The sequence below is a fragment of the Marinoscillum luteum genome (assembly GCF_044005705.1).
In the GTDB taxonomy this organism is placed as follows: domain Bacteria; phylum Bacteroidota; class Bacteroidia; order Cytophagales; family Cyclobacteriaceae; genus Marinoscillum; species Marinoscillum luteum.
In genome coordinates this window covers 405,703-428,658 of sequence record NZ_JBIPKE010000015.1, presented here as the reverse complement: position 1 = coordinate 428,658, position 22,956 = coordinate 405,703, and the positions used below count along the sequence as shown (strand labels likewise).

At 45.4% G+C, this 22,956-nt stretch carries 21 protein-coding genes; 9 read left to right on the top strand and 12 right to left on the bottom strand.

The genetic code is table 11. From position 1 onward, the window contains the following. Positions 1 to 74: 74 nt before the first annotated feature. Both ACHKAR_RS09615 and ACHKAR_RS09610 read right to left on the bottom strand, forming a co-directional pair. Complete coding sequence (locus ACHKAR_RS09615) at positions 75 to 1,385, bottom strand: dihydrolipoamide acetyltransferase family protein (RefSeq protein ID WP_159579195.1); 1,311 nt, start codon at positions 1,383 to 1,385, stop codon at positions 75 to 77. 53 nt (positions 1,386 to 1,438) lie between these two features. Next, the gene (locus ACHKAR_RS09610; protein WP_395417235.1) at positions 1,439 to 2,686 is read right to left on the bottom strand and encodes a competence/damage-inducible protein A; all 1,248 of its coding nucleotides are present in this window, start codon (positions 2,684 to 2,686) and stop codon (positions 1,439 to 1,441) included. Between the two features lie 76 nt (positions 2,687 to 2,762). Between ACHKAR_RS09610 and ACHKAR_RS09605 the strand changes: the two genes are divergently transcribed. Together ACHKAR_RS09605 and ACHKAR_RS09600 are read left to right on the top strand one after the other, a co-directional pair. Beyond that, positions 2,763 to 3,470 (top strand): DUF4197 domain-containing protein, encoded by a 708-nt coding sequence (locus tag ACHKAR_RS09605; protein ID WP_395417234.1) that lies wholly within the window; start codon positions 2,763 to 2,765, stop codon positions 3,468 to 3,470. Positions 3,471 to 3,483: 13 nt separating this feature from the next. Further along, positions 3,484 to 4,056 carry an EF-hand domain-containing protein gene (locus ACHKAR_RS09600; RefSeq protein WP_395417233.1) on the top strand — a complete coding sequence of 191 codons (573 nt, stop codon included), beginning with the start codon at positions 3,484 to 3,486 and terminating at the stop codon, positions 4,054 to 4,056. Here ACHKAR_RS09600 and ACHKAR_RS09595 read toward each other — a convergent pair. After that, positions 4,053 to 5,078 carry an MBL fold metallo-hydrolase gene (locus tag ACHKAR_RS09595; protein ID WP_395417232.1) on the bottom strand — a complete coding sequence of 342 codons (1,026 nt, stop codon included), beginning with the start codon at positions 5,076 to 5,078 and terminating at the stop codon, positions 4,053 to 4,055. The genes ACHKAR_RS09600 and ACHKAR_RS09595 overlap by 4 nt on opposite strands. A 256-nt stretch (positions 5,079 to 5,334) precedes the next feature. On the opposite strand from ACHKAR_RS09595, the gene ACHKAR_RS09590 reads away from it, so the two are divergent. Beyond that, a complete protein-coding gene (locus ACHKAR_RS09590) occupies positions 5,335 to 6,465 on the top strand; it encodes a T9SS type A sorting domain-containing protein (protein ID WP_395417231.1) in 1,131 nt (376 codons plus the stop codon). Between the two features lie 10 nt (positions 6,466 to 6,475). Here the strand turns inward: ACHKAR_RS09590 and ACHKAR_RS09585 are convergent, their stop codons facing one another. The 6 genes from ACHKAR_RS09585 to fmt form a co-directional block, all read right to left on the bottom strand. Beyond that, positions 6,476 to 7,648: a T9SS type A sorting domain-containing protein gene (locus ACHKAR_RS09585; RefSeq protein WP_395417230.1), complete on the bottom strand. Its 1,173-nt coding sequence runs from the start codon at positions 7,646 to 7,648 to the stop codon at positions 6,476 to 6,478. A 127-nt stretch (positions 7,649 to 7,775) separates the two neighbouring features. Beyond that, complete coding sequence (locus ACHKAR_RS09580) at positions 7,776 to 11,762, bottom strand: S8 family serine peptidase (RefSeq protein ID WP_395417229.1); 3,987 nt, start codon at positions 11,760 to 11,762, stop codon at positions 7,776 to 7,778. Positions 11,763 to 11,928: 166 nt separating this feature from the next. Beyond that, entirely contained in the window at positions 11,929 to 12,726 is a 798-nt protein-coding gene (locus ACHKAR_RS09575) for an SDR family oxidoreductase (protein ID WP_159579209.1), read from the bottom strand. Next, positions 12,723 to 13,121 (bottom strand): hypothetical protein, encoded by a 399-nt coding sequence (locus ACHKAR_RS09570; RefSeq protein ID WP_395417228.1) that lies wholly within the window; start codon positions 13,119 to 13,121, stop codon positions 12,723 to 12,725. Before ACHKAR_RS09570 ends, ACHKAR_RS09575 begins: the two co-directional genes overlap by 4 nt. Then, positions 13,108 to 13,608: a dihydrofolate reductase gene (locus ACHKAR_RS09565; RefSeq protein ID WP_159579213.1), complete on the bottom strand. Its 501-nt coding sequence runs from the start codon at positions 13,606 to 13,608 to the stop codon at positions 13,108 to 13,110. The genes ACHKAR_RS09570 and ACHKAR_RS09565 overlap by 14 nt, the downstream gene beginning before the upstream one ends. Positions 13,609 to 13,704: 96 nt before the next feature. Next, positions 13,705 to 14,643, bottom strand: coding sequence for a methionyl-tRNA formyltransferase (gene fmt, locus ACHKAR_RS09560; RefSeq protein WP_395417305.1), 939 nt, complete (start codon positions 14,641 to 14,643; stop codon positions 13,705 to 13,707). 78 nt (positions 14,644 to 14,721) lie between these two features. Here fmt and ACHKAR_RS09555 point away from each other — a divergent pair, with 78 nt between their 5' ends. From ACHKAR_RS09555 to ACHKAR_RS09545, 3 genes are read left to right on the top strand one after another with little or no spacing between them, the layout of a single operon-like run. Beyond that, positions 14,722 to 15,069: a PadR family transcriptional regulator gene (locus ACHKAR_RS09555; protein ID WP_395417227.1), complete on the top strand. Its 348-nt coding sequence runs from the start codon at positions 14,722 to 14,724 to the stop codon at positions 15,067 to 15,069. Further along, positions 15,066 to 15,677 (top strand): hypothetical protein, encoded by a 612-nt coding sequence (locus ACHKAR_RS09550; RefSeq protein WP_395417226.1) that lies wholly within the window; start codon positions 15,066 to 15,068, stop codon positions 15,675 to 15,677. The genes ACHKAR_RS09555 and ACHKAR_RS09550 overlap by 4 nt, the downstream gene beginning before the upstream one ends. Further along, on the top strand, positions 15,674 to 16,297 hold the full coding sequence (locus tag ACHKAR_RS09545) for a hypothetical protein (protein WP_395417225.1): 624 nt from the start codon (positions 15,674 to 15,676) through the stop codon (positions 16,295 to 16,297). The genes ACHKAR_RS09550 and ACHKAR_RS09545 overlap by 4 nt, the downstream gene beginning before the upstream one ends. Before the next feature lie 3 nt (positions 16,298 to 16,300). Here the strand turns inward: ACHKAR_RS09545 and ACHKAR_RS09540 are convergent, their stop codons facing one another. After that, entirely contained in the window at positions 16,301 to 17,461 is a 1,161-nt protein-coding gene (locus tag ACHKAR_RS09540; RefSeq protein ID WP_395417224.1) for an exo-beta-N-acetylmuramidase NamZ family protein, read from the bottom strand. A 39-nt stretch (positions 17,462 to 17,500) separates the two neighbouring features. On the opposite strand from ACHKAR_RS09540, the gene ACHKAR_RS09535 reads away from it, so the two are divergent. Beyond that, positions 17,501 to 18,718, top strand: a complete 1,218-nt coding sequence (locus ACHKAR_RS09535) for an ABC transporter permease (RefSeq protein ID WP_395417223.1) — start codon at positions 17,501 to 17,503, stop codon at positions 18,716 to 18,718. Between the two features lie 2 nt (positions 18,719 to 18,720). On the opposite strand, the gene ACHKAR_RS09530 is transcribed toward ACHKAR_RS09535, so the two are convergent. Then, positions 18,721 to 19,470 (bottom strand): polyprenol monophosphomannose synthase, encoded by a 750-nt coding sequence (locus ACHKAR_RS09530; RefSeq protein WP_395417222.1) that lies wholly within the window; start codon positions 19,468 to 19,470, stop codon positions 18,721 to 18,723. Positions 19,471 to 19,566: 96 nt separating this feature from the next. Continuing rightward, on the bottom strand, positions 19,567 to 20,961 hold the full coding sequence (locus ACHKAR_RS09525) for a type III PLP-dependent enzyme domain-containing protein (RefSeq protein WP_395417221.1): 1,395 nt from the start codon (positions 20,959 to 20,961) through the stop codon (positions 19,567 to 19,569). A 144-nt stretch (positions 20,962 to 21,105) separates the two neighbouring features. Between ACHKAR_RS09525 and ACHKAR_RS09520 the strand changes: the two genes are divergently transcribed. Next, positions 21,106 to 22,020 carry a dimethylarginine dimethylaminohydrolase family protein gene (locus ACHKAR_RS09520; protein WP_395417220.1) on the top strand — a complete coding sequence of 305 codons (915 nt, stop codon included), beginning with the start codon at positions 21,106 to 21,108 and terminating at the stop codon, positions 22,018 to 22,020. Continuing rightward, entirely contained in the window at positions 22,017 to 22,952 is a 936-nt protein-coding gene (gene ctlX / locus ACHKAR_RS09515) for a citrulline utilization hydrolase CtlX (RefSeq protein ID WP_395417219.1), read from the top strand. Before ACHKAR_RS09520 ends, ctlX begins: the two co-directional genes overlap by 4 nt. The last annotated feature ends 4 nt before the right edge of the window (positions 22,953 to 22,956 follow it).

The window sequence follows — 22,956 nt, the reverse complement described above, 5'->3', positions numbered from 1 at the left end:
CAAGGTGAGCATAAATTGAGCTCATTCAAAATATAAAGCAGGGCGTCTGATTTTTTACATCAGCACCCGGTTTTTTAAATAGTCCTATCCTTATCAAACCCCTCAAGGTAATCAGCTACCCTTCGAACAAACATGCCCCCGAGTGCACCATCTACCACCCGGTGATCGTAGCTGTGAGACAGAAACATTTTATGTCGGATGCCGATGAAATCTCCCTGGGGAGTTTCGATAACCGCAGGTTTTTTCTGAATGGCACCCAGTGCTAATATACCCACCTGTGGCTGCATGATAATGGGTGTACCCATCACATTACCGAAGGAGCCCACATTGGATACCGTGTAAGTACCGCCCTGCAGGTCATCAGGTTTTAGTTGATTTTCTCTGGCTCTTCGGGCCAGGTCATTCACTTTCTTGGTGATGCCCACCAGGTTGAGTTGGTCGGCATTGTGGATGACCGGCACAATAAGGTTACCAGATGGCAGAGCCACGGCCATTCCTATGTTTACATTTTTCTTTTTAATGATCTTATCACCATCCACCTGTATGTTGATCATCGGATAGTCCTTGATGGCTTTTACGATGGCTTCAATGATAATAGGAGTAAAGGTAAGGGTCTGTCCATCACGCTCTTTGAAGATATTCTTCATCCTGTTTCTCCAAAAGACCATATCGGTCACATCGGCTTCCACAAATGAAGTAACGTGTGGGGCTATCTGTTTGGAAGCCAGCATACGATCTGCAATCATTTTGCGCATGCGATCCATCTGAATGATTTCATCCTCGCCACTAACCGTCACAGGCATGGGCTGAGGGGCCGGTCGGGAAACACTCGGTTTACTCTGACCATTTGTGTTGGGGGCGGGGGCTTTACCAGCTTGTTTGGTGGAGACATAAGATAGGATGTCCTGTTTGGTGATTCGACCATCTTTGCCAGTACCATTCACACGCTCTAGTTCACTCAGAGAGATACCCTCTTCTTTAGCGATGCTTCTTACCAGTGGGGAATAAAATTTGTCGCCGGATTTTGCGGGTATATCTGCTGCGGAGGCGGTAGCCATGGCAGACTCCATGATTTTTTCTGCTTCCTTGACAATAGGTGTCTCTTCAGAAGGAGCTGAGGCCGTAGGGGTATTGGCAGCACCTGCTTCTGTTTCTATCAGGGCTATTGGTTTGCCCACTTCTATTACGTCTCCTTCCTGTGCCAGAATTTCCTTTAGTACCCCCGCGTGGGTAGATGGAATCTCGGTATCTACCTTGTCAGTAGCCACCTCCAGTATAGACTCATCCTCTTCGATGGGATCACCTACACTTTTAAGCCAGGACAGGACGGTGCCTTCCATTACACTTTCGCCCATCTTGGGCATTACCATTTCTACTAGCGCCATAGAATATTTTGTTTGTTGTTCATTTTTGGGTGATACAAAGTTAAATAATTCCGTTAATTCCTCAGAAAGTTAATTCTTAACATATTTAGGGCACATAAGGCACTTAATTTTATATTGACGTTTCGGTCTTTGGAGAAATTAAATTTTTTGGCGACCGTTTTTTGCTCGTCAGAGTATCCTATCCAGACTGTTCCTACAGGTTTTTCTTCGGTGCCTCCACCGGGCCCTGCGATGCCACTTACGGAGATTCCCACGTCGGCTCCCAGCTTTGATCTCACACTTCTGGCCATCTGCAAAACCACTTCCTCACTCACCGCACCTTTTTCCTCCATTACCTTTCGATCTACATCCAGTGAATTCACTTTCACATCATAGTCATACGAAACAATGCTGCCTTTGTAATATTGGGAGCTGCCGGGCACCTTGGTCATCAGATGGGAGATATAGCCTCCTGTACAGCTTTCGGCAAATGCAATACTCTTATTGTTTTTCAGCAGGATATCGCCCACTACCTTTTCAAGTTCATCATTGTCATACCCGTAGACGTATGAAGCAATCTGAGGGATCAATTTTTCAACTTCTTTACCCACCTCTTTTTCCAGGTGAGCCCTGTCGTCACCAAGGGCCGTCAGTCGCAGTTTCACCTGTCCAAAAGTGGGTAGATAGGCCAGTTTGATACTTTTGGGCAGGTGATCTTCCCAATCTACGATTTTCTCAGCCAGGGCTGATTCACCGATCCCCACCGTCTTCACAATCTTGTGATAAATGACTCCTCCGGTGAATTTTTCTTTGAGTTTGGGTAGGATGATATCGTTCATCATCCCTTCCATTTCATAAGGGACACCTGGCATGGAGACATAGACTGTCCCATTCTCTTCAAACCACATGCCTGGGGCAGTGCCAAGTTTGTTGTCTATTTTGATGCAATTTTCTGGTAACTCAGCTTGCATTCTATTGAGTTCTGTGACTTCCCGGCCTCTTTTTTCGAAAATAGTCCGTATATGCTCGAAAGCTTCATCATTCATTTTGAGACCTACTCCGAAGTACTCTGCCAGCAAGGGTTTGGTGAGATCATCCCGTGTTGGCCCTAGACCACCTGTGACCAAAATGATGTCAGCCCTTTCTGTTGATTCTTTCAGCGTGTTGAGAATTTCTTCGCGTTCGTCACCGATGGTGATTTTCCTTCTTACTTTAATGCCGATTTCATCCAGGCGCCCGCTGATCCAGTGTGAATTGGTATCTAACGTCTGGCCGTAGAGGATTTCATCACCGATTGAGATGATTTCTGCATATTTTGACATAGGGAATCGTTTTGTACCAATATATTGTGGCTTATTCAGTTACTTTTAAGGACGCAAAATATATAATCTTTGATCAATGAGACTTGTTTGTTTATACATCGTATTTATTTTTCTGGCGGGATGTACCGTCCAGCAGATCCAGCAGACACTGGGGGATTATTTGGAGACTGATGAGCTGACTACAGAGCAGGTGACAGCAGGTCTGAAGGAAGCCCTGGTAAAAGGAGTTACCACCGGCACGAGCAAAGCTTCCAGTCTCAATGGTTATTTCGGCAACCCCAAAATAAGAATTCCCTTTCCTCCTGATGTGCAGCGAGTGGAGGAAAAGCTGAGAAGTATTGGGCTCGGCGGTGAGGTAGATAAATTTGTGGAGACACTAAATAGGGGCGCAGAAGAAGCGGCTAAAGAAGCCAAGCCCATTTTTGTGGAAGCGATAAAAGGAATGACCGTGCAGGATGCCTGGGGCATTTTGAAGGGAACGGACAATGAAGCTACACAATACCTAAAGGCCAAAACATCCGCCCAGCTGACCGCTAAGTTCCAACCTGTCATTAAGCAGGCTTTGGACAAAACCAGCGCAACTAAGTATTATGGTGATATCATCAGTACTTATAACAAAATACCATTTGTGGATAAAGTAAACCCTGATCTGGAATCATATGCCACTTCTTTGGCATTGGAAGGTCTGTTTACCCTGGTGGCCGAGGAGGAAAGAGAGATTCGGGCAAACCCTGGTGCCAGAACCACCGAACTCCTGAAGAAAGTTTTTGCTCAACAAGATTAAAAAAGAAACAGCTATGCTTACGCCCCTGCAGAAAAAGAAATTGGTGCACTATTTCAACGTGTTGGACTTTGATAAAAGCGGCACGCTCGAAAAGGCAGATTTTCTAAATATTGGAGAAAACCTCAGTATTCTATGGGGTTTCAAGGAAGGTACTCCCGAATATGAGGCGAGTATTGATCGGTGCCGGGGTACCTGGGCTGGATTTCGCAATTTCATTGGCAAGTCTGACGAGAGTCATGCCACCATTGAAGAATGGATTCAGTTTGCGGATCAGGTAGTGATGAATGGCGATGAAGAACTTTACGAAAAGCATGTCAATAAGGTGATGCGTGAGATTTTCAATCTTTTTGACCTGGATGGAGATGGCTACATTTCTCTGAACGAATACATCGATCTTTTTATGGCCTATCGGATTGAGATTCGCTATTCGGCCAGGGCCTTCACCAAACTGGACCTCAATCAGGACGATCTGATCAGCAGAGATGAATTACTCAGTGGGATCAAGGAGTTTTTTAGAAGCGATGACAGGGAAGCTGCAGGAAACTGGCTCTTTGGTTTTTGGGAAACCTATCTCAAGGAAGATTAAAAGCGCATTGCTTTGCCCTCTTCTGGGATGATGAAAGCTCCCTGTTTGACTCCAGCCGCTTCTAGTGCAAGGATCAGGTCTTCTTCGGCTTTTCCTTGCCCTTCGTCGGCAAGCGGGAAGGTACCAAAGTGCATTCCGACGCTCACTGCCGATTTCACATCCTGATGCACTTTTACTGCCTCCACAGGAGAAATATGAATCGGAGACATAAACCAGATAGGGAGATAGGCGCCTATGGGTATCAGGGCTACATCCACGGGCCCCACTTTTTTACCGATTTCCTTAAAGAGGTCACCATATCCCGAATCTCCCGCAAAGTAGACTTTTTTACCACCGTGCTCCAGCAGATACCCGGCCCAAAGTGTTCTGTCACGATCGAACATTCCTCGTCCGCTAAAATGCTGTGCCGGTAAGGAGCGGACTGTTATGCCCATGTTGGTTTCGTTCCACCAATCGAGCTCTATCGCGTTTTGTATCCCCAACTGATCCAAATGGGCTTTTACCCCAAGGGGAACAATGAATACGGGAGACCATTTAGCTTCAATTTGTCTAATGGTAGGAATATCCAGATGATCATAGTGATTATGGCTGATCAGAACGGCATCTATATGAGGTAAATCCTCAAAGTGAATGCCGGGAGGGCGCATGCGCTGGGGGCCAACAAAGGAAAACGGGCTGCACCGCTCACTCCAGATGGGGTCGGTAAGGATATTCAGATGGTTCCATTGTATCAAAAAGGTACTGTGGTTGACGAACGTAATTAACAAGCTTTCTGAGGAACTGGATGGCTTTGGGCCTACTTTAGTTTCATAGTTCTTGGCCCAAGGACCCTGATCTCGGCGTGCGATCCATTTGAGGACTTCTGTGACGCTTTTGGCTTGTGACCCGGAGGTGTTTAGAAATTTTTTACCATTGAAGTGGCTGGTTTCAGGACCCGAGTGACCAGGAGCGCTTATGATTTTGCCAAGACTCAAGGCAAAGATGATGAATACCGTGAGGGCAGCTAAGATCCAAAAGAGCATTTGTGGAGGTGATTTGTTTAGCGATGAAAGTGAATAACTGGTTAATATATACAATTGAATTCTAAATAGGCGTCCCATTTTTGAGAATTTCAGATTTTCTGTGCCCAAAAAGGAGGTTTTCGTCGAAAATATTAATCAAGAAAATCCAGGAAGACCGTTTTAATCGTAGATTGCGTGAAGTACCTAGGCGCTTTACGAGAATCACTTAATGTGTCTACGTGAATCACCTAGGGAAAGCACTAGTCCACCGACTGTTATGAGATACTATATCTGTTGCCTATGCATCAGTTTTGCAATGTTCAATACCGTGTTTGCCCAAACCAGTGTGGCAGATGGGCCGTGGGGAGCTGGTGCCACCTGGGGTGGATCTTCTCCTGGATTCACCGGTTTAAATAATCCAATTATTAACTCATACGTGACCGTGGGGTCCGATGCTGCTAATCAGAGTTTGACTTTCGCCAATTCCAATGGGAGAACGCTGACTGTGAATGATACTCTGATCGTGTTCGGAGATGTTACTTTCAATATAACCAAAAACAATGCTGCTGTGACTATCGGGGCAGGAAAGGTTCTGATCATTTTTGGAGACCTGGAAATGGGTAAGAACAATGCAGGGGTAGATGTTGGTACAGGGGGTGTTTTGGTCGTCACCGGTAATATCACAGCCGATGGTAACAATGGAGTAATCACCGGGCCTGGTAGTGTGTTCACTTCTGGAACCAGTAATATGACTGGAAGTAATTCAGGAGAAAGTGGTGATCTTACTGCACTTCAAAATAGCACTCAATTTGAAGAAGTGGCCAAGTATGTGAATGGGGAAAAAGAAGTTCCTCTTCCTGTAAAATTGCTGTACTTCAAAGCAGAAGTTTCTTCATTTGTAACCCTACATTGGGCTACGGCTTCCGAAATTGACAATGATTATTTTTCTGTTGAGCGATCAGAAAATGGCATCGATTTTTACCAAATAGCTACTCTCATGGGAAATGGTACTTATGATGGGCTATTGGAATATGAATTCATTGATGAGAAACCACAGGCCGTGGTAGAGTATTATAGATTAAAGCAGGTGGACTTTGATGGTGTTTCAGAAACCTTTCAGCCAATCCGGGTGGAAACTTCCAGTGTTATGCCTAAGCATAAGATCTCATTGTACCCATCTGTTGTTGAAAATGGTCAATTGAACATTGTTTCGGATCAGTCTCTTTATATCCATGACCTGTCTGTGTATAGTATGAAGGGTGGGGACATGATATCTGTAGGTAACTCCCAGAGAAGCACTGACAATGCTTATTCGCTTGCTGTAGATCAATTGGCTTCAGGTTTATATGTACTGAAGGTTCAGACGACTGAAGGAGAAATCTTTACCAGTAGATTTGTGGTAAAGTAGGGGCTGAGACCTACTGTCTAATGATAAGCCTCATTCTTTTCTGAAGACCATTCACCTCGAGATTAACAAGATATATTCCTGATTTCAACTCGGCTGGGGTTTCGAAAGATCCCGCGTTAGTTGATATTTCCTTGATCAAGTTTCCGGTAGAGCTGTAGAGCTTCACGTTGACGAGCTCCGTTGATATTCCTGATATGTTAATTTGTTCACCCGCTCTTGCAGGGTTAGGGTAAATCGCCAAATCCTGATTGGCGTGTTCAAAAATAGTTTGGCTAGCAGGGAATACTTCGGTATATCCATCATAATCCTTAGAGACTAACCGGTAGTAATTGATCCCTATTTGAGGATTTTCATCCACCCAGTGGTAGTCAATGGCCACTTTGGAATCTCCATGTCCGTTCACCTCGTCGATGGTCTCAAATGTTCCGGATGCGTCTGCCCGCTGAATTTCGAAGTATTCAAAGTTGAGTTCGCTCAGTGTAGTCCAGGTGAGTAATATGGAGGTGTTCTGAACTTCCAGCTCAAAAGCGCCTAGAGTGATAGGTAAGACAGGTTGGTTTAGCTGACCATCCTCACAAGCAGCTCCGGTGCAACTACCAGCGATCACCGGTCCAGCTCCTGTAATTACAGATCCAGCACCCAGGTTGAGTTCTTCGGCCACTCCTAAAACTCCAGATGATCCAACATTGATGGTAGCATCTTTTGCGGAGGTAAGACTCCCCGCCACGGACATTTCCCCTAGAATGTCCAATGTTGCATCCTTATCCAGAGTAACATCACCCCCTACATTGAAGTTGCCATCGGTTCCCACATTCATGACCAGATCTTTGGCAACGATCAGGTCATTCTCAACAGTGAAATCTCCAAGAACATTAATCGTAAAATCCTTGTCTACGTTCACAGTTCCCGTGACAATGAGTATACCGCCAACTTCAATGGTCAATGACCCATCTTTAGAAACATCTAATGAAGCAATCGTATAAGACTCACCATTTTTTATCGTGATGTCGATGTTGTCGTTCATTACCACATCATCATTATCATCTATAGCTCCACCTACCAGCAATCCATTCCAGTTGGTAATGTCACTCCAGTCACCCGATCCGGTGATTGTGCGGGTTTGTGCCAAAGCAGTAAAGGAAACTAAAATGATGATCAGAATGCTGAGAATATGTCTTTTCATAGAACAAATATCCTCTATCTAAGAGCCGGAAAATGAGATAGTAGGTGAGAAGGGGGCTAAACTCGATGAGTGAGTTGCTCCACTCGCTGAGTGGTTGTTTTTAATACTTTAATCATATTTAATATGATTATTTAAAGATCACTCGATGGTTACTTATCTCTTTTTGTGATTTGAGTGTTAGGAGGTAAATATCCTTTGGGAGGTGATTTAAGTCAATCAGGGCACTTTCTTCCAGGTAGATCTTTTGCATAATCCTTCCTGAGACATCACTGATCGTTACCTCGGTAGGAGCGGTCACCACTATAAAAAGATCTCCTGTTGTAGGGTTAGGGTAAATCACCTGCTGGGAGTCGTCCACACCGAGAAGGACTTCTGGCCTGGATTGATATACCGGATACTTCAGCGTATCGCTATTGGTACATCCCATAGGGCCTGTTGCATTTAATACGATATCATAAACACCCTCAGTGTCGAAATACAGTATGGGGTGACTTGTGGTTTCAGTTGGGGTATTGTCGATGTACCAATCCCAACCGATCAATTCATCATTATTGGTGCTAAATGAGGTGGTACTTTGCTCAGAAAGGTATAGCGTGTCAGGAGTAGCAATAATACTAAACTGAGGAAGGGCTACAGTTATTTCCACCGGGATCGCTGCTGAGGGAAGTATGCTGTCCAGACCGGTAACGTAAATCATTGTGTCTTTCTTAAGCTCCGCAATCGTCAGATTTCGACCTTTTTTGATCAAATGGGAAAGTGCTTCGTTTGCGTAAAACGCAAACCATTCTCCGTTATTGGGCTCCAATAGAAGATTACTTCCTGTACAGATCAACTGATTTTCTGCCATAGGCAGGGGAGAAGTGGCAAAGGTGACAGACTGTGTGGTAGCGTTCGCACAACCCGTAGTATTGGTGATACTCAGCGTTATTTCATAACTGGCTTTTCGTACTTCCATATAAAAAGTGTCTAACTCAGATTTCAGCAGGCCATCCACATACCATTGAGCTGAGGCAGATTCCGGTGAGGTGTTGATGAAGAGGACACCGGTTGCTTCATTCAGGGTATCCGGAAGATACTCAAATGTTGCATTGGCGTGGTTAATACTGAAATACACTCGCTTTCTTAAACTTTCAAAAGGGCCTGAGGTGTTGGTGAAATAGTAGGCGGTGTCTGAAGAAATTCCTTCCAGGGTGATAGATGGGCCCTCCTGCAAAGGAGTAGGGCTGCTGCCGTCAAGGTATACGGCAATGCTATCTGCATTTGGAGCACTTACCGTGAAATCCTGATCAGCGCAAACCTGCTGATCTTCAATGTCAGGTAACGGAGGTCTATTGGCCACCAGCAATTCTTTGGTGATGGTTTGCGTACAACCAGAGTTGGTCTCAATGGTTAGCGAAATAGTATATACACCGGGGTCCCTGAAATAGACTGTAGCATTTTGTGTTGTGATCTGGCTTCCATTGTCAAAATCCCAATACCAGGAGGCAGGGTCGAAGCTCAAATCTGTAAAGGTGACGGAGTTGACGGAGTTGTCAAGAAAAAGCGTGTCGGTAGACATCTGAAAGTCAGCGATTTGAGCCAGAAGAGCAATTTCTATTCGCTGAATGCTTCCTTCATAGCCTGAATCCAGGTTGGCAACATAAAAAGTGGTGTCACTAACAATGGCGCCGGTTTTGAGGGTGTCCCCCTCTCCAATGATGTTTTCCCCAAGGGGATCACTGAAAAAGCGAAAGACCTCACCAGATGCTGGAGCAATAGACACCGAAGCCCCCTGGCAACTCACATATCGCTCCAAGAGCACTGGTAGATTTAGATATTCTTCATAGACTTGTCTGGCACTATCCATGACAGCAGCCAAGCCCTCAAAACTATGTGAGAGCCCCATAAAGTAGGCCACTCTGCGACTTTTGGAAGGAGCGAGTGCTATGGAGTCATGTGTGAGCATCACCGAGACATTGTTTCCATTGCCCTGCCATCCGGCACTGTCAAAGCGAACCTCTCTGGCCAAAGCATATTTTACACTATCGGTGTAATGCATCTGTACATCTTGCTCGTTCCCATTATAGACATCCAAATCCAGAGATTGAGCCCGGGGTAAGCTATCGTAATAGGTAAGGAGGCCAACTACCACTGAGCTATCCAGATTATACGTAATGAGGGTTTTGGACTCAGTATCATAAAAGGATCGGTTTTGCATGGTATTAAATATTTCCCAGTCCAGATAGAAACTACAGGCCAGTCCTTCCCTTGATTCAGTTGCATTATTCATGAGCCGATACTCCTGAATCAGAAAATTGGCGCCCCTATTGGTTAGGGTGTTTTGCTCCATGACGATCTCCAGTGGAGTAGCGGCAGAATCATCCCTGAATACGCTGGTGGCGTGTAAATCGGGAGTTGTATGGTGGGCAAACCTTATCGGGCTTATGGCCACGAAATCACTCGCTTTGGTGTTGGTGTAGATGCTGTCAGGGAAGTTATCAGAAACGTGACTTCTATCCAGAGATACCGCAACGCCCATTTTTGCGGCGATCAGTTGGTCATCCCACTGAAACCCCACACCATTGTAATAGCCATCTGAGATAAAACCAAGATCACCATTACCGCTGAGGGTAATGGAAAATTGGTCATTATTCAGGTCAAGGCGATCCGGGTCGGTTGTTAATTCAATGTATTGAAAATCGATATAGCTTCCATCTGTAATGCTGACCTTAATTTCCAGGTCTGTGCCCGGAGGAGTGTCTTTAGCGATCACAAAAATCTTTTCTTGAATAGAGTCTGATTCAAGGGTATTCATCGCTCCCAGATAAATGGTTTCCCGAATAATTTCTACATGTGAAGATGCAGAAGTAAATGAGAGGGTAGCGCTATCCGTAGGGAAAAGGTAATTTTTGGCCTCAAAGCTAAGGACTATAGTGTCACCGTAGAAGGCATAATTCCCATTTCCATTGTCGTATACTAAATTCTCGAGCCTGATGGATTTGGCGCTGTCCTTGCGCACCGCGTTGCTGACGTTCAGTCGACCATATCCCAACTTGCCTTCATAGGTTTGATTGGTGCCAGTAGTGTAAACGGGATCTGAGGTTACTCTGAGTTGCTGCATGATCTGAAGGGAGTTCAAATCAGGAAAAACACTCTTAACCAAAGCTGCAGCACCCGCCACCATAGGTGCACTATAGGAAGTGCCATTGTCTTTTGCAAAACCATTGCCACTATCGGTGGAATAGATGGTGTTGCCTGGGGCCATCAGGTCTACATCATAATTGTAAGTTGAAAAGGAAGCTTTGGTGTCATTGAGATTGCTGGCAGCGACTGATAATACATGATCATAACTGGCAGGGTAGAAGCGAATGTCTTCCGGGGTATTGCCTGCGGCGGCTACAATAACCACATTTTTTTCCACTGCAGCGTAAGTGATGATGTCCTGATTGGCCTGACTGTAGGTATTGGGGCCACCCCATGAAAGATTAATGACATCATAGCCATTATCAGCAGCATATAGAATGGACTCATAGCCAGAATTGATGAACTTTAAAGCTGTACTGTAGACCTTAAGAGGACTTATCATGGTATTGAAACCTACTCCGGCCATCCCAAATCCATTGTCGGTGGCAGCGCCAGCCAGGCCTCCCACTCGGTTGCCATGGAAGCTGTCATCACATTTCGGTAAGCTATCATTGTCTGCAAAATCGTAGCCCTGAAAATCATCCACATAACCATTTTCGTCATCATCCAGACCGTTCATCGGGTCATTGGTATTGGTATAAAGCTTGCTTTTGATGTCATCATGGGTCAGATTAAGTCCGGTGTCTGAGATACCAATGACGATATCTGACGATCCTTTGGTGACGTCCCAGGCTTCAAACGCCCTGATTACACTCAGATATTCCTGATTTGGGGTGGTGGATTCAGGATCATCGGGTACATACAGGAGTTGCGCCGCATAAATAGGTTCGGCATAGCTTACGTTTGCGTACTTGTGAAGAGATGCACATAATGCCGCTATGTCCGTGGATGGGTCCACCACCACTTTGAACAGGCCATCCAACACAGAAGCTCGCTGACGGTCCCCGTTTGCATTTTTCCTCAGTGGAGTATAAGATTTAAGGTTTTCCATTTCAGAAAACTGAAATAGCTCCGTGGATGCGTCAGCTGTTGACGGGCTGGACTTTATTTTGACATACAAGACCCCCGGCAATACATGACTATCCTGAGCCTGACCGTAGGTGGAAATCAGGATAAGGAGAAGCGTTAACCAGTATGTAGGGCGTTTTATCAAGGTATTAAGTGACGGCAGTTTTCCTGATGATTTTAGAGAAAAGCCCTGGTACAAAGCGTTTCAGGTAAATGCCGGTGACCTCCCGGAAACCACCAATATAGACTTCTTCCTTGTCGCGCTCTACGGCTCTGATTATTTTGGCAGCACATTCCTCTGGTGACAGGCCATTGTCCTGAGCGTTGTCCATTTTATCTTGCTTGCTACCGTCACCCATCAATGCATTGAAGCTGATTTTGGTTTTCACATAACCAGGCAAAATGATGCTCACTTTGAGCCCGTCTGCATGGTGTTCCGCCCTGAGGGCATCATAAAAACCATGTAGTGCATGTTTGGAAGCGGCATATGATGATCGAAAAGGAGTACTGACGATCCCAACGGCCGAGGTGATAACCACCTGATGGCCTGACTTTCTTTTGACCATTCCGGGTAGCAGTGCTTTCGTCAGGGCTATGGTCCCAAAGTAATTGACCTCCATGATTTGGCGGTCTACTTCCATCTTGGTGTGGATGACTTTGTCACGCTGGCTGATCCCACCGCAACTGACCAGAATATCGACCCGATCGAAAAAAGATTCTGCCTCTTTGGCCTTTTGGGAGATGGCAAATGCATCGGCCAGATCCAATGGTAGAATGCGGATGTTTTCCTGATGGCTACATGCAGATTTTACACGATCCAGCTCTTCTTTTCTTCGGGCAGAAAGGATCAGCCTGGCGCCCGCCTCTGCCATTTGATAGGCCAATGCCTCACCAATACCAGAGGAAGCTCCGGTGATCATGATTACCTTGTCCGCTATTTTGGTCATTCCGTTTTAGGCTTTTTGTTTTCCAGATATACCCAGATGGTGTATACCCCAAGGGTAGTTCCGATGGGGATGTTGAATAGTGAAAGACAACCGGAAACCATCATAGTCGTCAATCCCCATTTCTTGTTGTTGAGTTGTGCTATACCTCCTATGATGGAGGGTAGTGGTACGATCACAAAGAGTACAAACATCACGCTCCTAATGATCAGCATAATCCCTTTCACCAAAAGCATTGTTTCATCACTGTTGTCTTCTATCTCTGCCATGATGAAAGGCAGGAGGGTATTGGCCAATAGGCTAACAAACGTAAAGATGAGAATGTGGAAAGTTCCATATATGATGTGAAGGATGGCGAGTAGTCTTTTGTGTGCGTCCATGGCGTTACTTTTTCTCATAAATTACAAAATCGAAAGCAAACTTGTGCTTTTCGTCCACCGGATGATGTAATCTGGATGTTTCTTTCCATAGTTGATGATCAAATTCAGGAAAAAAAGTATCACCGTCAAAGGTACCGTCGATCTCCGTAAGGTAGATCTTATCGGCTACCTCAAGCCCCATCTGATAGATCTGACCTCCTCCAATGATGAATGCTTCAGGTTCGTTGTTTTCCCTGGCTATCTGCAGTGCTGCTTCCAAGCTGTTGACTACCTGAGATCCTTCAGCATCAAAAAAATCTTTCCTTGTGATTACAACATTTGGTCGGTTGGGTAAGGGGCGAAACCTTGGCGGAAGGGATTCGAAATTCTTCCGGCCCATGATCACATGATGACCTTCAGTGGTTTGTTTAAAGTACTGAAAATCATCCGGCAGGTGCCAGGGAATGTCATTGTCTTTCCCTATTGCTCTGTTGGTGCCCATGGCGGCTATCATGGATATGATCATAAATAACTTAATGTTGTGTGACTCAGCTTCAAAGAAAAGTAAACCCAGGGATAACCGCACTTCTTATCGACGGTTTGTTGGAATTGCTCGTTGAGATTATTGGACAGCCGGAGTATTCCAGTGGTAGCCCCTCAGGAACTCACCCACCGTCATGCGCTTTTTCCCCTGTAGCTGTACTTCGGTAAGGTTGAGAGAGCCATTGGCAGTACCCACATCCAGGTAGGTTTTTCCATCGGAATGAAAAGTCCCGGGTGAGGATTGATGATTCCTTGGCGATTTCTCCGCACCATACACTTTGAACGTCAGTCCATCCAATGTGGTCCAAGCGGCGGGGTATGGGCTCAGTCCCCGAATGAAGTTTCGAACCTGCTCAGTTGGTCTGTTCCAGTCAATTTCACAATGTTCCCTGAAGATTTTGGGTGCATGCTTGGCCTTCGTGGGAGTCTTTTGTGCCGCCAACTGGTAATCACCTGTTTCAAGTGCGCGTACTGTCTTTACCACTAACTCAGCACCAATGTTCATCAGTCGCTCGTAAAGTGAGCCCACATTATCCTCTTGATGGATGGGTTCTTTCACCTGAAAAAGGATGTTTCCGGTATCTATTTCGTGCTGGAGCTTGAAGGTGGTCACACCAGTCTCGGTTTCTCCATTGATAATGGCCCAGTTGATAGGAGCAGCACCACGATAATCGGGGAGGAGCGATGCATGTAGGTTGTAGGAGCCCAGAGGGGGCATATTCCACACGGTTTCAGGAAGCATTCTGAAGGCTACCACTATTTGTATATCTGCCTTGTAGTGCTTTAACTCCTCCTGAAAGGTCTGATCCTTGAGATTGGTAGGTTGCAGCAATGGAATCCCCTGACTGACGGCATAGTCTTTGACAGGAGAGGTGCCCAGTTTTTTACCTCTTCCCTGAGGTTTGTCAGGTGCGGTAACCACTGCCACCACTTCACAGCCTTCTTCAACGAGCCTTTTCAGGCAGGGTACGGCAAACTCCGGCGTACCCATGAATACAATTCTCAACTTTTCCTTCATTGCTGGCAAAGCTAGTGGATTCATTAAATTTTTATAAATCATGTTTTGATACATCATATATCTATGTATATTAGCCCTATGTATTCAAAAGAATTGCTGAAAGGAACAATAGGAGTGATGGTATTGAAGTTGCTCGAGGAAAATAACCGGATGTATGGGTATGAAATTTCTCAGCGGGTAAAGGCGCTGACGGATGGTAAAATCCTCCTGAAGGATGGTTCACTATACCCGGCGCTGCACAAGCTCCTGAAGGATGGAATACTCGGATATGAGGAGCAGCGCATTGGGAAGCGTGTGCGCAAGTACTATTTCCTTACCAGCAAGGGAAAAAAGGAGAAGGATGTTTTGATGGCTGAGATGAAGGATTTCATTCTGACCATCCAGAAAGTGATTTTCAATGAATTTAATCCGGGACTAGTACCATGATCAGTGATGAGCAAGTAGATTTTATCGCAGAGGAAATCAGAAAGGCGAACGTGAAAAACGAAGCATTGCGTGATGATTTGATTGATCACATGTGCTGCCTGGTGGAGATTGATATGGATCGGGGGGTGCCTTTTGAAGAGGCTTACCAGCGTGCCTACCATCAAACATCGCCTAATGGCTATGGAGAGATACAACAAGAAACTGTCTTTTTACTTAACTATAACAAAATCATGAACATGAAACGACTCACTTACATTTCGGGGTTTGCTTTTACACTGTCTCTGACTGCTGGAGTTTTTTTAAAACTGTTGCATTTCCCAGGGGCACCTGCTTTGCTGGCGATAGGGATGTGCGGTATACTATTCGTATTTCTGCCTATGCTCATTGTGCTTCGATACAAACAGCTCGCCGTTCAGGTGCTCTCTGAGCGATTGAAGTGGATTTTCGGGGTGCTCTCCTTTGTGCTCTTTATGGTGGCTTCCTGGATGAAACTGACCCACCTGATGGGTGCAGGAGTGATACTTGGATTGAGCTTTTTTGTGTTTGGTTTTGGGTTTCTCCCTTTTCTTTTTTTTAGAATGTACAAAGCTTCAATTGAAAAGCCATGATGATTCTAACGCGAATGGAGGTACCCGGTATTTTGATTTTTTCGCTGGGATTTGGTTTAAAGTTCTTCCATATACCTCACAATGCCGTCCTAATGCTATTAGGCCTGTTGTGTCTTTTGTTGTCGTTGGTGGGTGCTTTGATGGGAGGAGAAGGTGCCCAAAAGCGTCCGGTTAGCAGGTTATCTGCTATGCTATCATTAGCAGCGCTGTTATGTGTAATCAAGTTTTTTCCGGTCCATGATTATATACTCCTGCTTGCTGCTTTGGCCTTTTTATGGACGGTGTATTTGCTCGTCAGTAAGAAGGTGAAATTAAATGGCATCCATTACGTTTCGGTTTTTGCACTTGCCTTGACCGTGTTTTTTAGGTTTGGTGTGGATAGAAGCGATCGCTATTTCATTCTTAACCTCAAGTACAGTGTTGAGCAGAGCACGGATTTCATCACCTGGGACAAGTATAGTTGGATGCTCTATCTGGATGAGCGGGCGGACGAATCACTCCAGGCTTCTGAAAAGGCCTTGTCTATTGCTCAGCGTGTGGATGCGGATAAATACTGGCTGGATCTGATTGATGGCCATGGAGTGGCCATACGTGACAAAACATGGGAGCGCTATCACTAGCGCTCACTCGGCATACAGGAGATAGTTTTTTCTAAGCTTCCTGTAGGCCTCCAGATCTTTCTCCCAACTGGCTTTTATCTTCTGTTCAGACCAGCCTGCTTCTATTTGTTCTTGAAGCGAACCCGTTCCTGCCAGCTTCAGAAAGTAGTCATTAAAGAAAGAGTTTTCGGTTTTTCCCTTCAGGTCCTGATAAAACTGGATCAGGTATTTCAAAGTAAACCCATAGTTGATTGGCTGATGGGTCAGGTCGAGTCCAAAGCATCGCTCCCCTTCCAGTGGAGGGTATTTGGAACCTTCGTTGGGAGTGGGTGTGAAAGAGAAGCTGGAGTCACTATAGAGTGGGTGCCCAATGATTTGAAATGGAAAATCGGTGCCTCTGCCCACAGAAACCACTGTGCCTTCAAATAGGGCCAACGAAGGATAAAGCGCCACAGCCAATTCATTGGGGAGGTTGGGGGACGGTCTGACAGGAAGAGTGTAAGGCATGCTGTGATCCCAGTTGGCTACCGGAATGACACTCAGATCGCATTGGAGTCCATGACCTAGCCAGCCTTCTCCATTAATCATACTGGCCAATTCTCCCAGGGTGAGACCATGCACAATAGGGATGGGGTGAGCTCCCACGAAAGAAGCAAACGCGGTATCCAACACAGGACCATCGATGTAGCTTCCATTGGGATTGGGTCTGTCCAGAATGAGTACAGGCACCTTTTCCCGGGCACAGGCTTCCATCAGGTAAGTCATTGTGCTGGCATAGGTATAAAATCGCGCACCCACGTCCTGAATGTCCACCACCAGCAGATCCAACGATGCTACTTGTTCTGGGGTAGGCTTCCGATGTGCCCCATAAAGCGAGATTAGTTTGAAACGTTCGGTGTATTCACCCTCGATTTTTTCACCATCGGGTTTGTTGCCCAAAAAACCATGCTCCGGACTGAAGGCTGTGCTGATTTGAATACCCAGAGAAAGGAGCGTATCTGCAAGATGTGTCTGACCAACCAATGAGGTGTGGTTCGCAAAAAGGCCAATTTTTTTGCCCTTAAGCTGCGGTAGGTATTGATCTAGCTGACTGGCTCCGGGCAGAATCTGTACGTTCTCTTGTGACTTTGTTTCGCATGAAAAGAAGAAAAGTAAAAAGATCGGTATCAAAAACTGCTTGACCATAGATATCTTGTAATATTGCACAGTCAAAAATAGTCATCTTTGAGTCTTCCGTATTTCATATCCCGACGTATCTCCAAAAATAAGACCGGATCCTTCTCCACGGTGATCAATAAGATAGCTGTGGTGAGTATTGCAGTGGCTCTGGCAGCGTTGATCTGTACCTTTATGATTTTGAAAGGGTTTGAGGATACCATTAAGCAAAAGATTTACAGCTTCAGCGGGCATCTGATTATCAGCAAATACACACTTTCCACTTCTTTTGAAAACTCGTCGATAGTGGTGGAGGATTCCTTGATGAATGGGCTGAGGGCGCTTCCGGGAGTAGATTATCTCCAGACTTATGCCTACAAAGCGGGTTTACTCAAGACCAACGATGAGGTACAGGGGGTGATCCTGAAAGGGCTCGACCAGAGCTTTGATACCACTGCATTTGCCATGCACATGGTGGATGGGCATTTTCCTAAATTTCCTAAGGAGGGCTACGGCACAGAGGTGGCACTGAGTACTAAAATCGCTAATTATTTAAGTTTAAAAGTGGGCGATGAGGTGCTGGTGTTTTTCATTCAAAATCCACCCCGCTACCGTAACCTGAAAATCACCGGTATCTATGAGACCGGGCTTGAGGATTTTGATGAAAAGGTGATTCTGGGTGATATTAACCTGGTCCGTCGCATCAATGGGTGGGGAGAAAATACCATTGGAGGGATTGAGGTTTTCCTGAATGATCCCGAGACCATGGACGAAGCTGAAACGATGGTTTTTGAGGCGACAAGTTCTGACTTGTATGTGGATAAAGTCAGCGATAAATATGTGCAGATATTTGACTGGCTGAGATTGCTCAATAGGAATGTGGTCATATTTTTCAGCCTGGTGCTGTTTGTGGCCGCCTTCAACATGGTGTCTATCCTTCTGATCCTCATTATGGAGCGCACCCAGATGATAGGCGTTCTGAAGTCATTGGGCGCAGCTAATGGCTTGCTCCGACGAATATTCTTCGTCAATGGGCTTGGCCTGATTGTGAGGGGAGTGTTTTGGGGAAATTTACTTGGACTCTCGTTCTGCTGGATACAGGATCGGTACAAAATCATTCCATTGGATCCTGCCAATTACTACATGAATCATGTACCTATTCAGTTTGATCCAACAGCAGTTATTTTGCTTAACCTATTTGTGATTGTGATGACAGCCATCGCCTTGTTCATTCCACTTTCGGTGATTTCAAGGATCAATCCGATCAAATCCATTCGATTCGACTGAAACTACCGGATTAAGCTTTGATGTGGCTCGTACTTTCTGAAAAGACTTCTGATTTTCATTTCCAGTACCCCGAAAACGGCTTCCTTAAAGATTCCTTTTGACATTTTTGAGCTGCCTTTGGCTCGCTCGGTAAAGATGATGGGCACCTCCACTATTTTGAAGCCATGCTTCCAGGCCGTAAACTTCATTTCTATCTGAAAGGCGTAGCCTATAAAGCTGATTTTCTCAGGGTCGATGGTTTCCAGAACAGACCGATGGTAACATTTAAATCCTGCAGTAGTATCCATGATGGGTATGCCGGTGACCAGGCGTACATAAATGCTGGCAAAATACGACATTAGTACCCTGCCCATAGGCCAGTTGACCACATTCACTCCTTTGATGTATCGCGAACCTATGGCCAAGTCGGCACCCTCATCTGCACAAGCCCGATATAGAGCGATAAGGTCCTGAGGATTGTGCGAGAAGTCTGCGTCCATCTCAAAGACATAGTCGTAACCATGTTCCAAAGCGTATTGGAAGCCCCTGATATAGGCAGTACCAAGCCCCAGTTTTCCTGCCCGCTCTATCAGGTGTAGTTTTTCAGGCCACTGTGTCTGTAGCTCCTTCACTATTTCTGCAGTACCATCCGGTGATCCGTCATCAATAATCAACAAATCAAAAGGAACATCCAAACCCATCACTGCAGCAGTGATCTCACGGATGTTATCTTTCTCATTGTAGGTTGGTATAATGACCAGATTCTTGTGCACGTTACGAATTGATTAGAGGGGACAACATAGCGCCATGTCTCAATAAATGCATTGAGGCAAAAACACTTTACTCAAATAAAACAAAATATCGAGGAACTACCCCTTCGTGTACCCTAAAATTTTCATCATAGATTCACTTTCCTGCTCTGGTGCGAAGAGCTCCGAACTGACTTGCCCATTGACATCCTTTCTGATGATGACATGTTTTGGAGCAGGGATCAGACAGTGCTGGATACCACCATAGCCACCCAGAGACTCCTGGTAGGCTCCGGTGTGGAAAAAACCAAAATGCAGCGTCTCTTCATCATCAATGCGGGGCAGAAAGACTTCACCGATATGAGCTTCAGAGTCGTAGTAGTCCTGGCTGTCGCAGGTGAGTCCACCGATGTTTACCCGATGATGAGGGTTATCCCAATGATTGATCGGAAGCATGATGAACTTTTCATTCAGTCCCCACACATCGGGCATATGCGTGATGAAGGAACCATCCATCATATACCAGAGCTCTTTGTCGTTCTGAAGTTTCTGATCCAGGATGGAGTAGAGGGTAGCTCCGCTTTCACCCACGGTAAATGAGCCAAATTCCGTCACGATGTTGGGTACCGGCACATGATTTTTCTGGCAAATCCATTTGATGTTGGCCACAATCTGATCAGCCATGTAGGCATAGTCAAATTCGAAACCAAGTGAGTTTTTGATCGGAAAGCCTCCACCAATATCCACAGTATCCAGGTCAGGACAAATCTTTTTCAGTTCGCAGTATTTGTAAATAAACCTGCTGAGTTCACTCCAGTAGTAAGCACTGTCCTTGATGCCGGTATTGATGAAGAAATGCAGCATTTTCAGCTTGGCCTTTGACCCGGCAATCATTTCCTTATAGTGTGGCACAATGTCGTGATACCTGATGCCCAGTCGGGAGGTATAAAAAGCAAAGTTGGGTTCTTCATCCGCTGCAATGCGTATCCCCACCTTGAAATCTCCCTTGATATTTTGATGATAATGAGCCAGCTCATTGAGGTTGTCCAGTACAGGGATGGTGTTTGTAAAACCATCATTGATCAGGTCGGAAATGTACTGCAGATAAAGTGGTCTCTTAAATCCATTGCAAACGATCATTCTATCCTTACTCAGGAGCCCTGACTTATTGAGGTTTCGGACGATCGGAATGTCATAGGCACTGGAGGTCTCAATGTGAATGTCGTTTTTCAGTGCTTCCTCCAATACAAACTGAAAATGGGAAGATTTGGTACAGTAGCAATAGCGATAGGTACCATCGTAGCCATTTTTCTGAATGGCATCAGTAAAAATCTTCTTTGCGAACTGAATGTTCTCACTGATCTTAGGAAGGTATGACAGCTTCAGGGGCGTGCCATATTCTTTGATGATCTCCATGAGGTTTACATCATGAAACCAAAGTAGATTATTTTCCACACGAAATTCTTTGGTGGGAAAATAGAAGGTTTGCTCAATTAGATCAGAGTAGCTTTTCATTTCGGATTAATTCAGTCTGTTACAAAGAGGCACAATGATCACAAAAAAATCACAATTCTCACCCCTTACAATATTAATAATTGATGTCTGCCGAATATGTTTTCGATCATTTAGCTTTGCCGTCTTGTTTAACAACATGACCAAATGATCAAGCTAAACATTAAAGACGAAACTTCACCCCTTGAAGCTGTGATATTAGGCATAGCAGATAGTTTCGGCGGCACCCCAGATTTAGCAGACGCATATGACCCCAAGTCTGCAGAGCATATCAAGGCAGGTACCTATCCAAAGGAGTCTGATATGATCCCTGAGATGGAGGCCTTTAACCGCGTATTTGAAAAGTACGATGTGCAGGTTTACCGCCCTGAATTACGAACCGATCTCAATCAGATTTTTGCACGAGATATCGCGTTTGTGATTGATGACTATTTTTTCAAGTCCAACATCCTTCCTGACAGGGAGCCTGAGTTGGAAGCCATTGATTACGTAATCAGCCAGATGGACCCCAATAAGGTCATCAAACCTCCGGACCAGGTGCATGTGGAGGGAGGAGATGTGATGGTTCATGGTGATTATCTATTTGTAGGTACTTACAAGGGGCCGGATTACCCCGGCTTCATCACAGCTCGCACCAACATGGAAGGTGTTCAGTTTCTGAAGGATTTTTTCCCTCAGAAGACCGTGAGGGAATTTGATTTGAATAAGTCTAATACCATTGCAGAGGACAATGCCCTGCATCTGGATTGCTGTTTTCAGCCCGTAGGGAAGGACAAGGCTATTATCCACAAAGAAGGTTTCCGACAGGAATCCGACTATCAGTATTTGGTAGATTTGTTTGGTATGGAAAATCTCTTTCACATCACCAAGCGTGAGATGTACCATATGATGAGCAATGTGTTCTCGATCGCCCCGGATGTGGTGGTGTCGGAGCAAAATTTTACCCGACTCAATGAGTGGCTGAGAAGTCATGGGATCACGGTGGAGGAGATACCCTATGCCGAGATCGCCAAGCAGGAAGGGCTGTTGAGATGTTCTACTTTACCCCTGAGAAGAAAATGAGCAAGCAGATCACAAATACCCTGATGATGATACGACCGGTTGCCTTTCATATGAACGAGCAGACAGCGGTGAATAATTATTATCAAAAAACCATAGCCGGACTGTCAAAGGAGGAGATTCAGGAAAATGCCCTGACGGAGTTTGATGGCTTTGTCAAAAAGCTCCGTGCAGAAGGTGTGGAGGTGCTGGTCTTTGATGATACGCTGGAGCCTGAAACTCCCGATTCTATCTTTCCCAACAACTGGGTGAGCTTTCATGAATCAGGTGAGGTAATTCTTTACCCCATGTACGCTGAGAATCGGCGACTAGAGCGCCGGGATGACCTGCTGGCTGATCTTGGTAAAAACTTTAATATTACCACCATCTCGGGCTACGTGGACTGGGAGGCTAAAAACAAATTTTTGGAAGGGACGGGAAGTTTAATTCTCGACCGACAGCATAAAATCGCCTATGCAGCCATTTCTGAGCGCACCCATCCGGAGGTGCTAAAGGAGTTTCATAAACATACCGGATTTGATATTGTGTCGTTTCAGGCTAATCAAACTGTGAATGGTGAGCGATTGCCGATTTACCATACCAATGTGATGATGTGCCTGGGAGAGGAGTTTGCTCTTATATGCGCTCAGAGTATAGATGATGAGTTGGAAAAAAGTGCGGTGATCCGTTCTTTTGAAAACACTGGGAAGGAAGTCATTTTTATCACTGAGGAGCAAAAGGAGCGCTTCGCCGGAAACATGCTACAGGTATTGAATGATAAAAATGAACGGTACATCGTCATGTCAGAGTCCGCTTTTAAGTCTCTGGACGAAGCCCAAAAAGATCAGTTGAGCAAACATGGTAAACTGCTGTACAGCTCTCTGGACACCATTGAGTGTCTGGGAGGAGGTAGTGCCAGATGTATGATGGCAGAGGTTTTTTTGCCTAAGAAATAAAACA

Bases quoted from the DNA above. Each gene is read 5' to 3' on its own strand.
- ACHKAR_RS09575 (WP_159579209.1), bottom strand. From the start codon at position 12,726: ATGACCAAAATAGCGGACAAGGTAATCATGATCACCGGAGCTTCCTCT.
- ACHKAR_RS09545 (WP_395417225.1), top strand. From the start codon at position 15,674: ATGATGATTCTAACGCGAATGGAGGTACCCGGTATTTTGATTTTTTCG.
- ACHKAR_RS09600 (WP_395417233.1), top strand. From the start codon at position 3,484: ATGCTTACGCCCCTGCAGAAAAAGAAATTGGTGCACTATTTCAACGTG.
- ACHKAR_RS09570 (WP_395417228.1), bottom strand. From the start codon at position 13,121: ATGAGAAAAAGTAACGCCATGGACGCACACAAAAGACTACTCGCCATC.
- ACHKAR_RS09615 (WP_159579195.1), bottom strand. From the start codon at position 1,385: ATGGCGCTAGTAGAAATGGTAATGCCCAAGATGGGCGAAAGTGTAATG.
- ACHKAR_RS09550 (WP_395417226.1), top strand. From the start codon at position 15,066: ATGATCAGTGATGAGCAAGTAGATTTTATCGCAGAGGAAATCAGAAAG.
- fmt (WP_395417305.1), bottom strand. From the start codon at position 14,643: ATGAAGGAAAAGTTGAGAATTGTATTCATGGGTACGCCGGAGTTTGCC.
- ACHKAR_RS09525 (WP_395417221.1), bottom strand. From the start codon at position 20,961: ATGAAAAGCTACTCTGATCTAATTGAGCAAACCTTCTATTTTCCCACC.
- ACHKAR_RS09555 (WP_395417227.1), top strand. From the start codon at position 14,722: ATGTATTCAAAAGAATTGCTGAAAGGAACAATAGGAGTGATGGTATTG.
- ACHKAR_RS09580 (WP_395417229.1), bottom strand. From the start codon at position 11,762: ATGGAAAACCTTAAATCTTATACTCCACTGAGGAAAAATGCAAACGGG.
- ACHKAR_RS09520 (WP_395417220.1), top strand. From the start codon at position 21,106: ATGATCAAGCTAAACATTAAAGACGAAACTTCACCCCTTGAAGCTGTG.
- ACHKAR_RS09610 (WP_395417235.1), bottom strand. From the start codon at position 2,686: ATGTCAAAATATGCAGAAATCATCTCAATCGGTGATGAAATCCTCTAC.
- ACHKAR_RS09540 (WP_395417224.1), bottom strand. From the start codon at position 17,461: ATGGTCAAGCAGTTTTTGATACCGATCTTTTTACTTTTCTTCTTTTCA.
- ACHKAR_RS09585 (WP_395417230.1), bottom strand. From the start codon at position 7,648: ATGAAAAGACATATTCTCAGCATTCTGATCATCATTTTAGTTTCCTTT.
- ACHKAR_RS09595 (WP_395417232.1), bottom strand. From the start codon at position 5,078: ATGCTCTTTTGGATCTTAGCTGCCCTCACGGTATTCATCATCTTTGCC.
- ACHKAR_RS09605 (WP_395417234.1), top strand. From the start codon at position 2,763: ATGAGACTTGTTTGTTTATACATCGTATTTATTTTTCTGGCGGGATGT.
- ctlX (WP_395417219.1), top strand. From the start codon at position 22,017: ATGAGCAAGCAGATCACAAATACCCTGATGATGATACGACCGGTTGCC.
- ACHKAR_RS09565 (WP_159579213.1), bottom strand. From the start codon at position 13,608: ATGATCATATCCATGATAGCCGCCATGGGCACCAACAGAGCAATAGGG.
- ACHKAR_RS09590 (WP_395417231.1), top strand. From the start codon at position 5,335: ATGAGATACTATATCTGTTGCCTATGCATCAGTTTTGCAATGTTCAAT.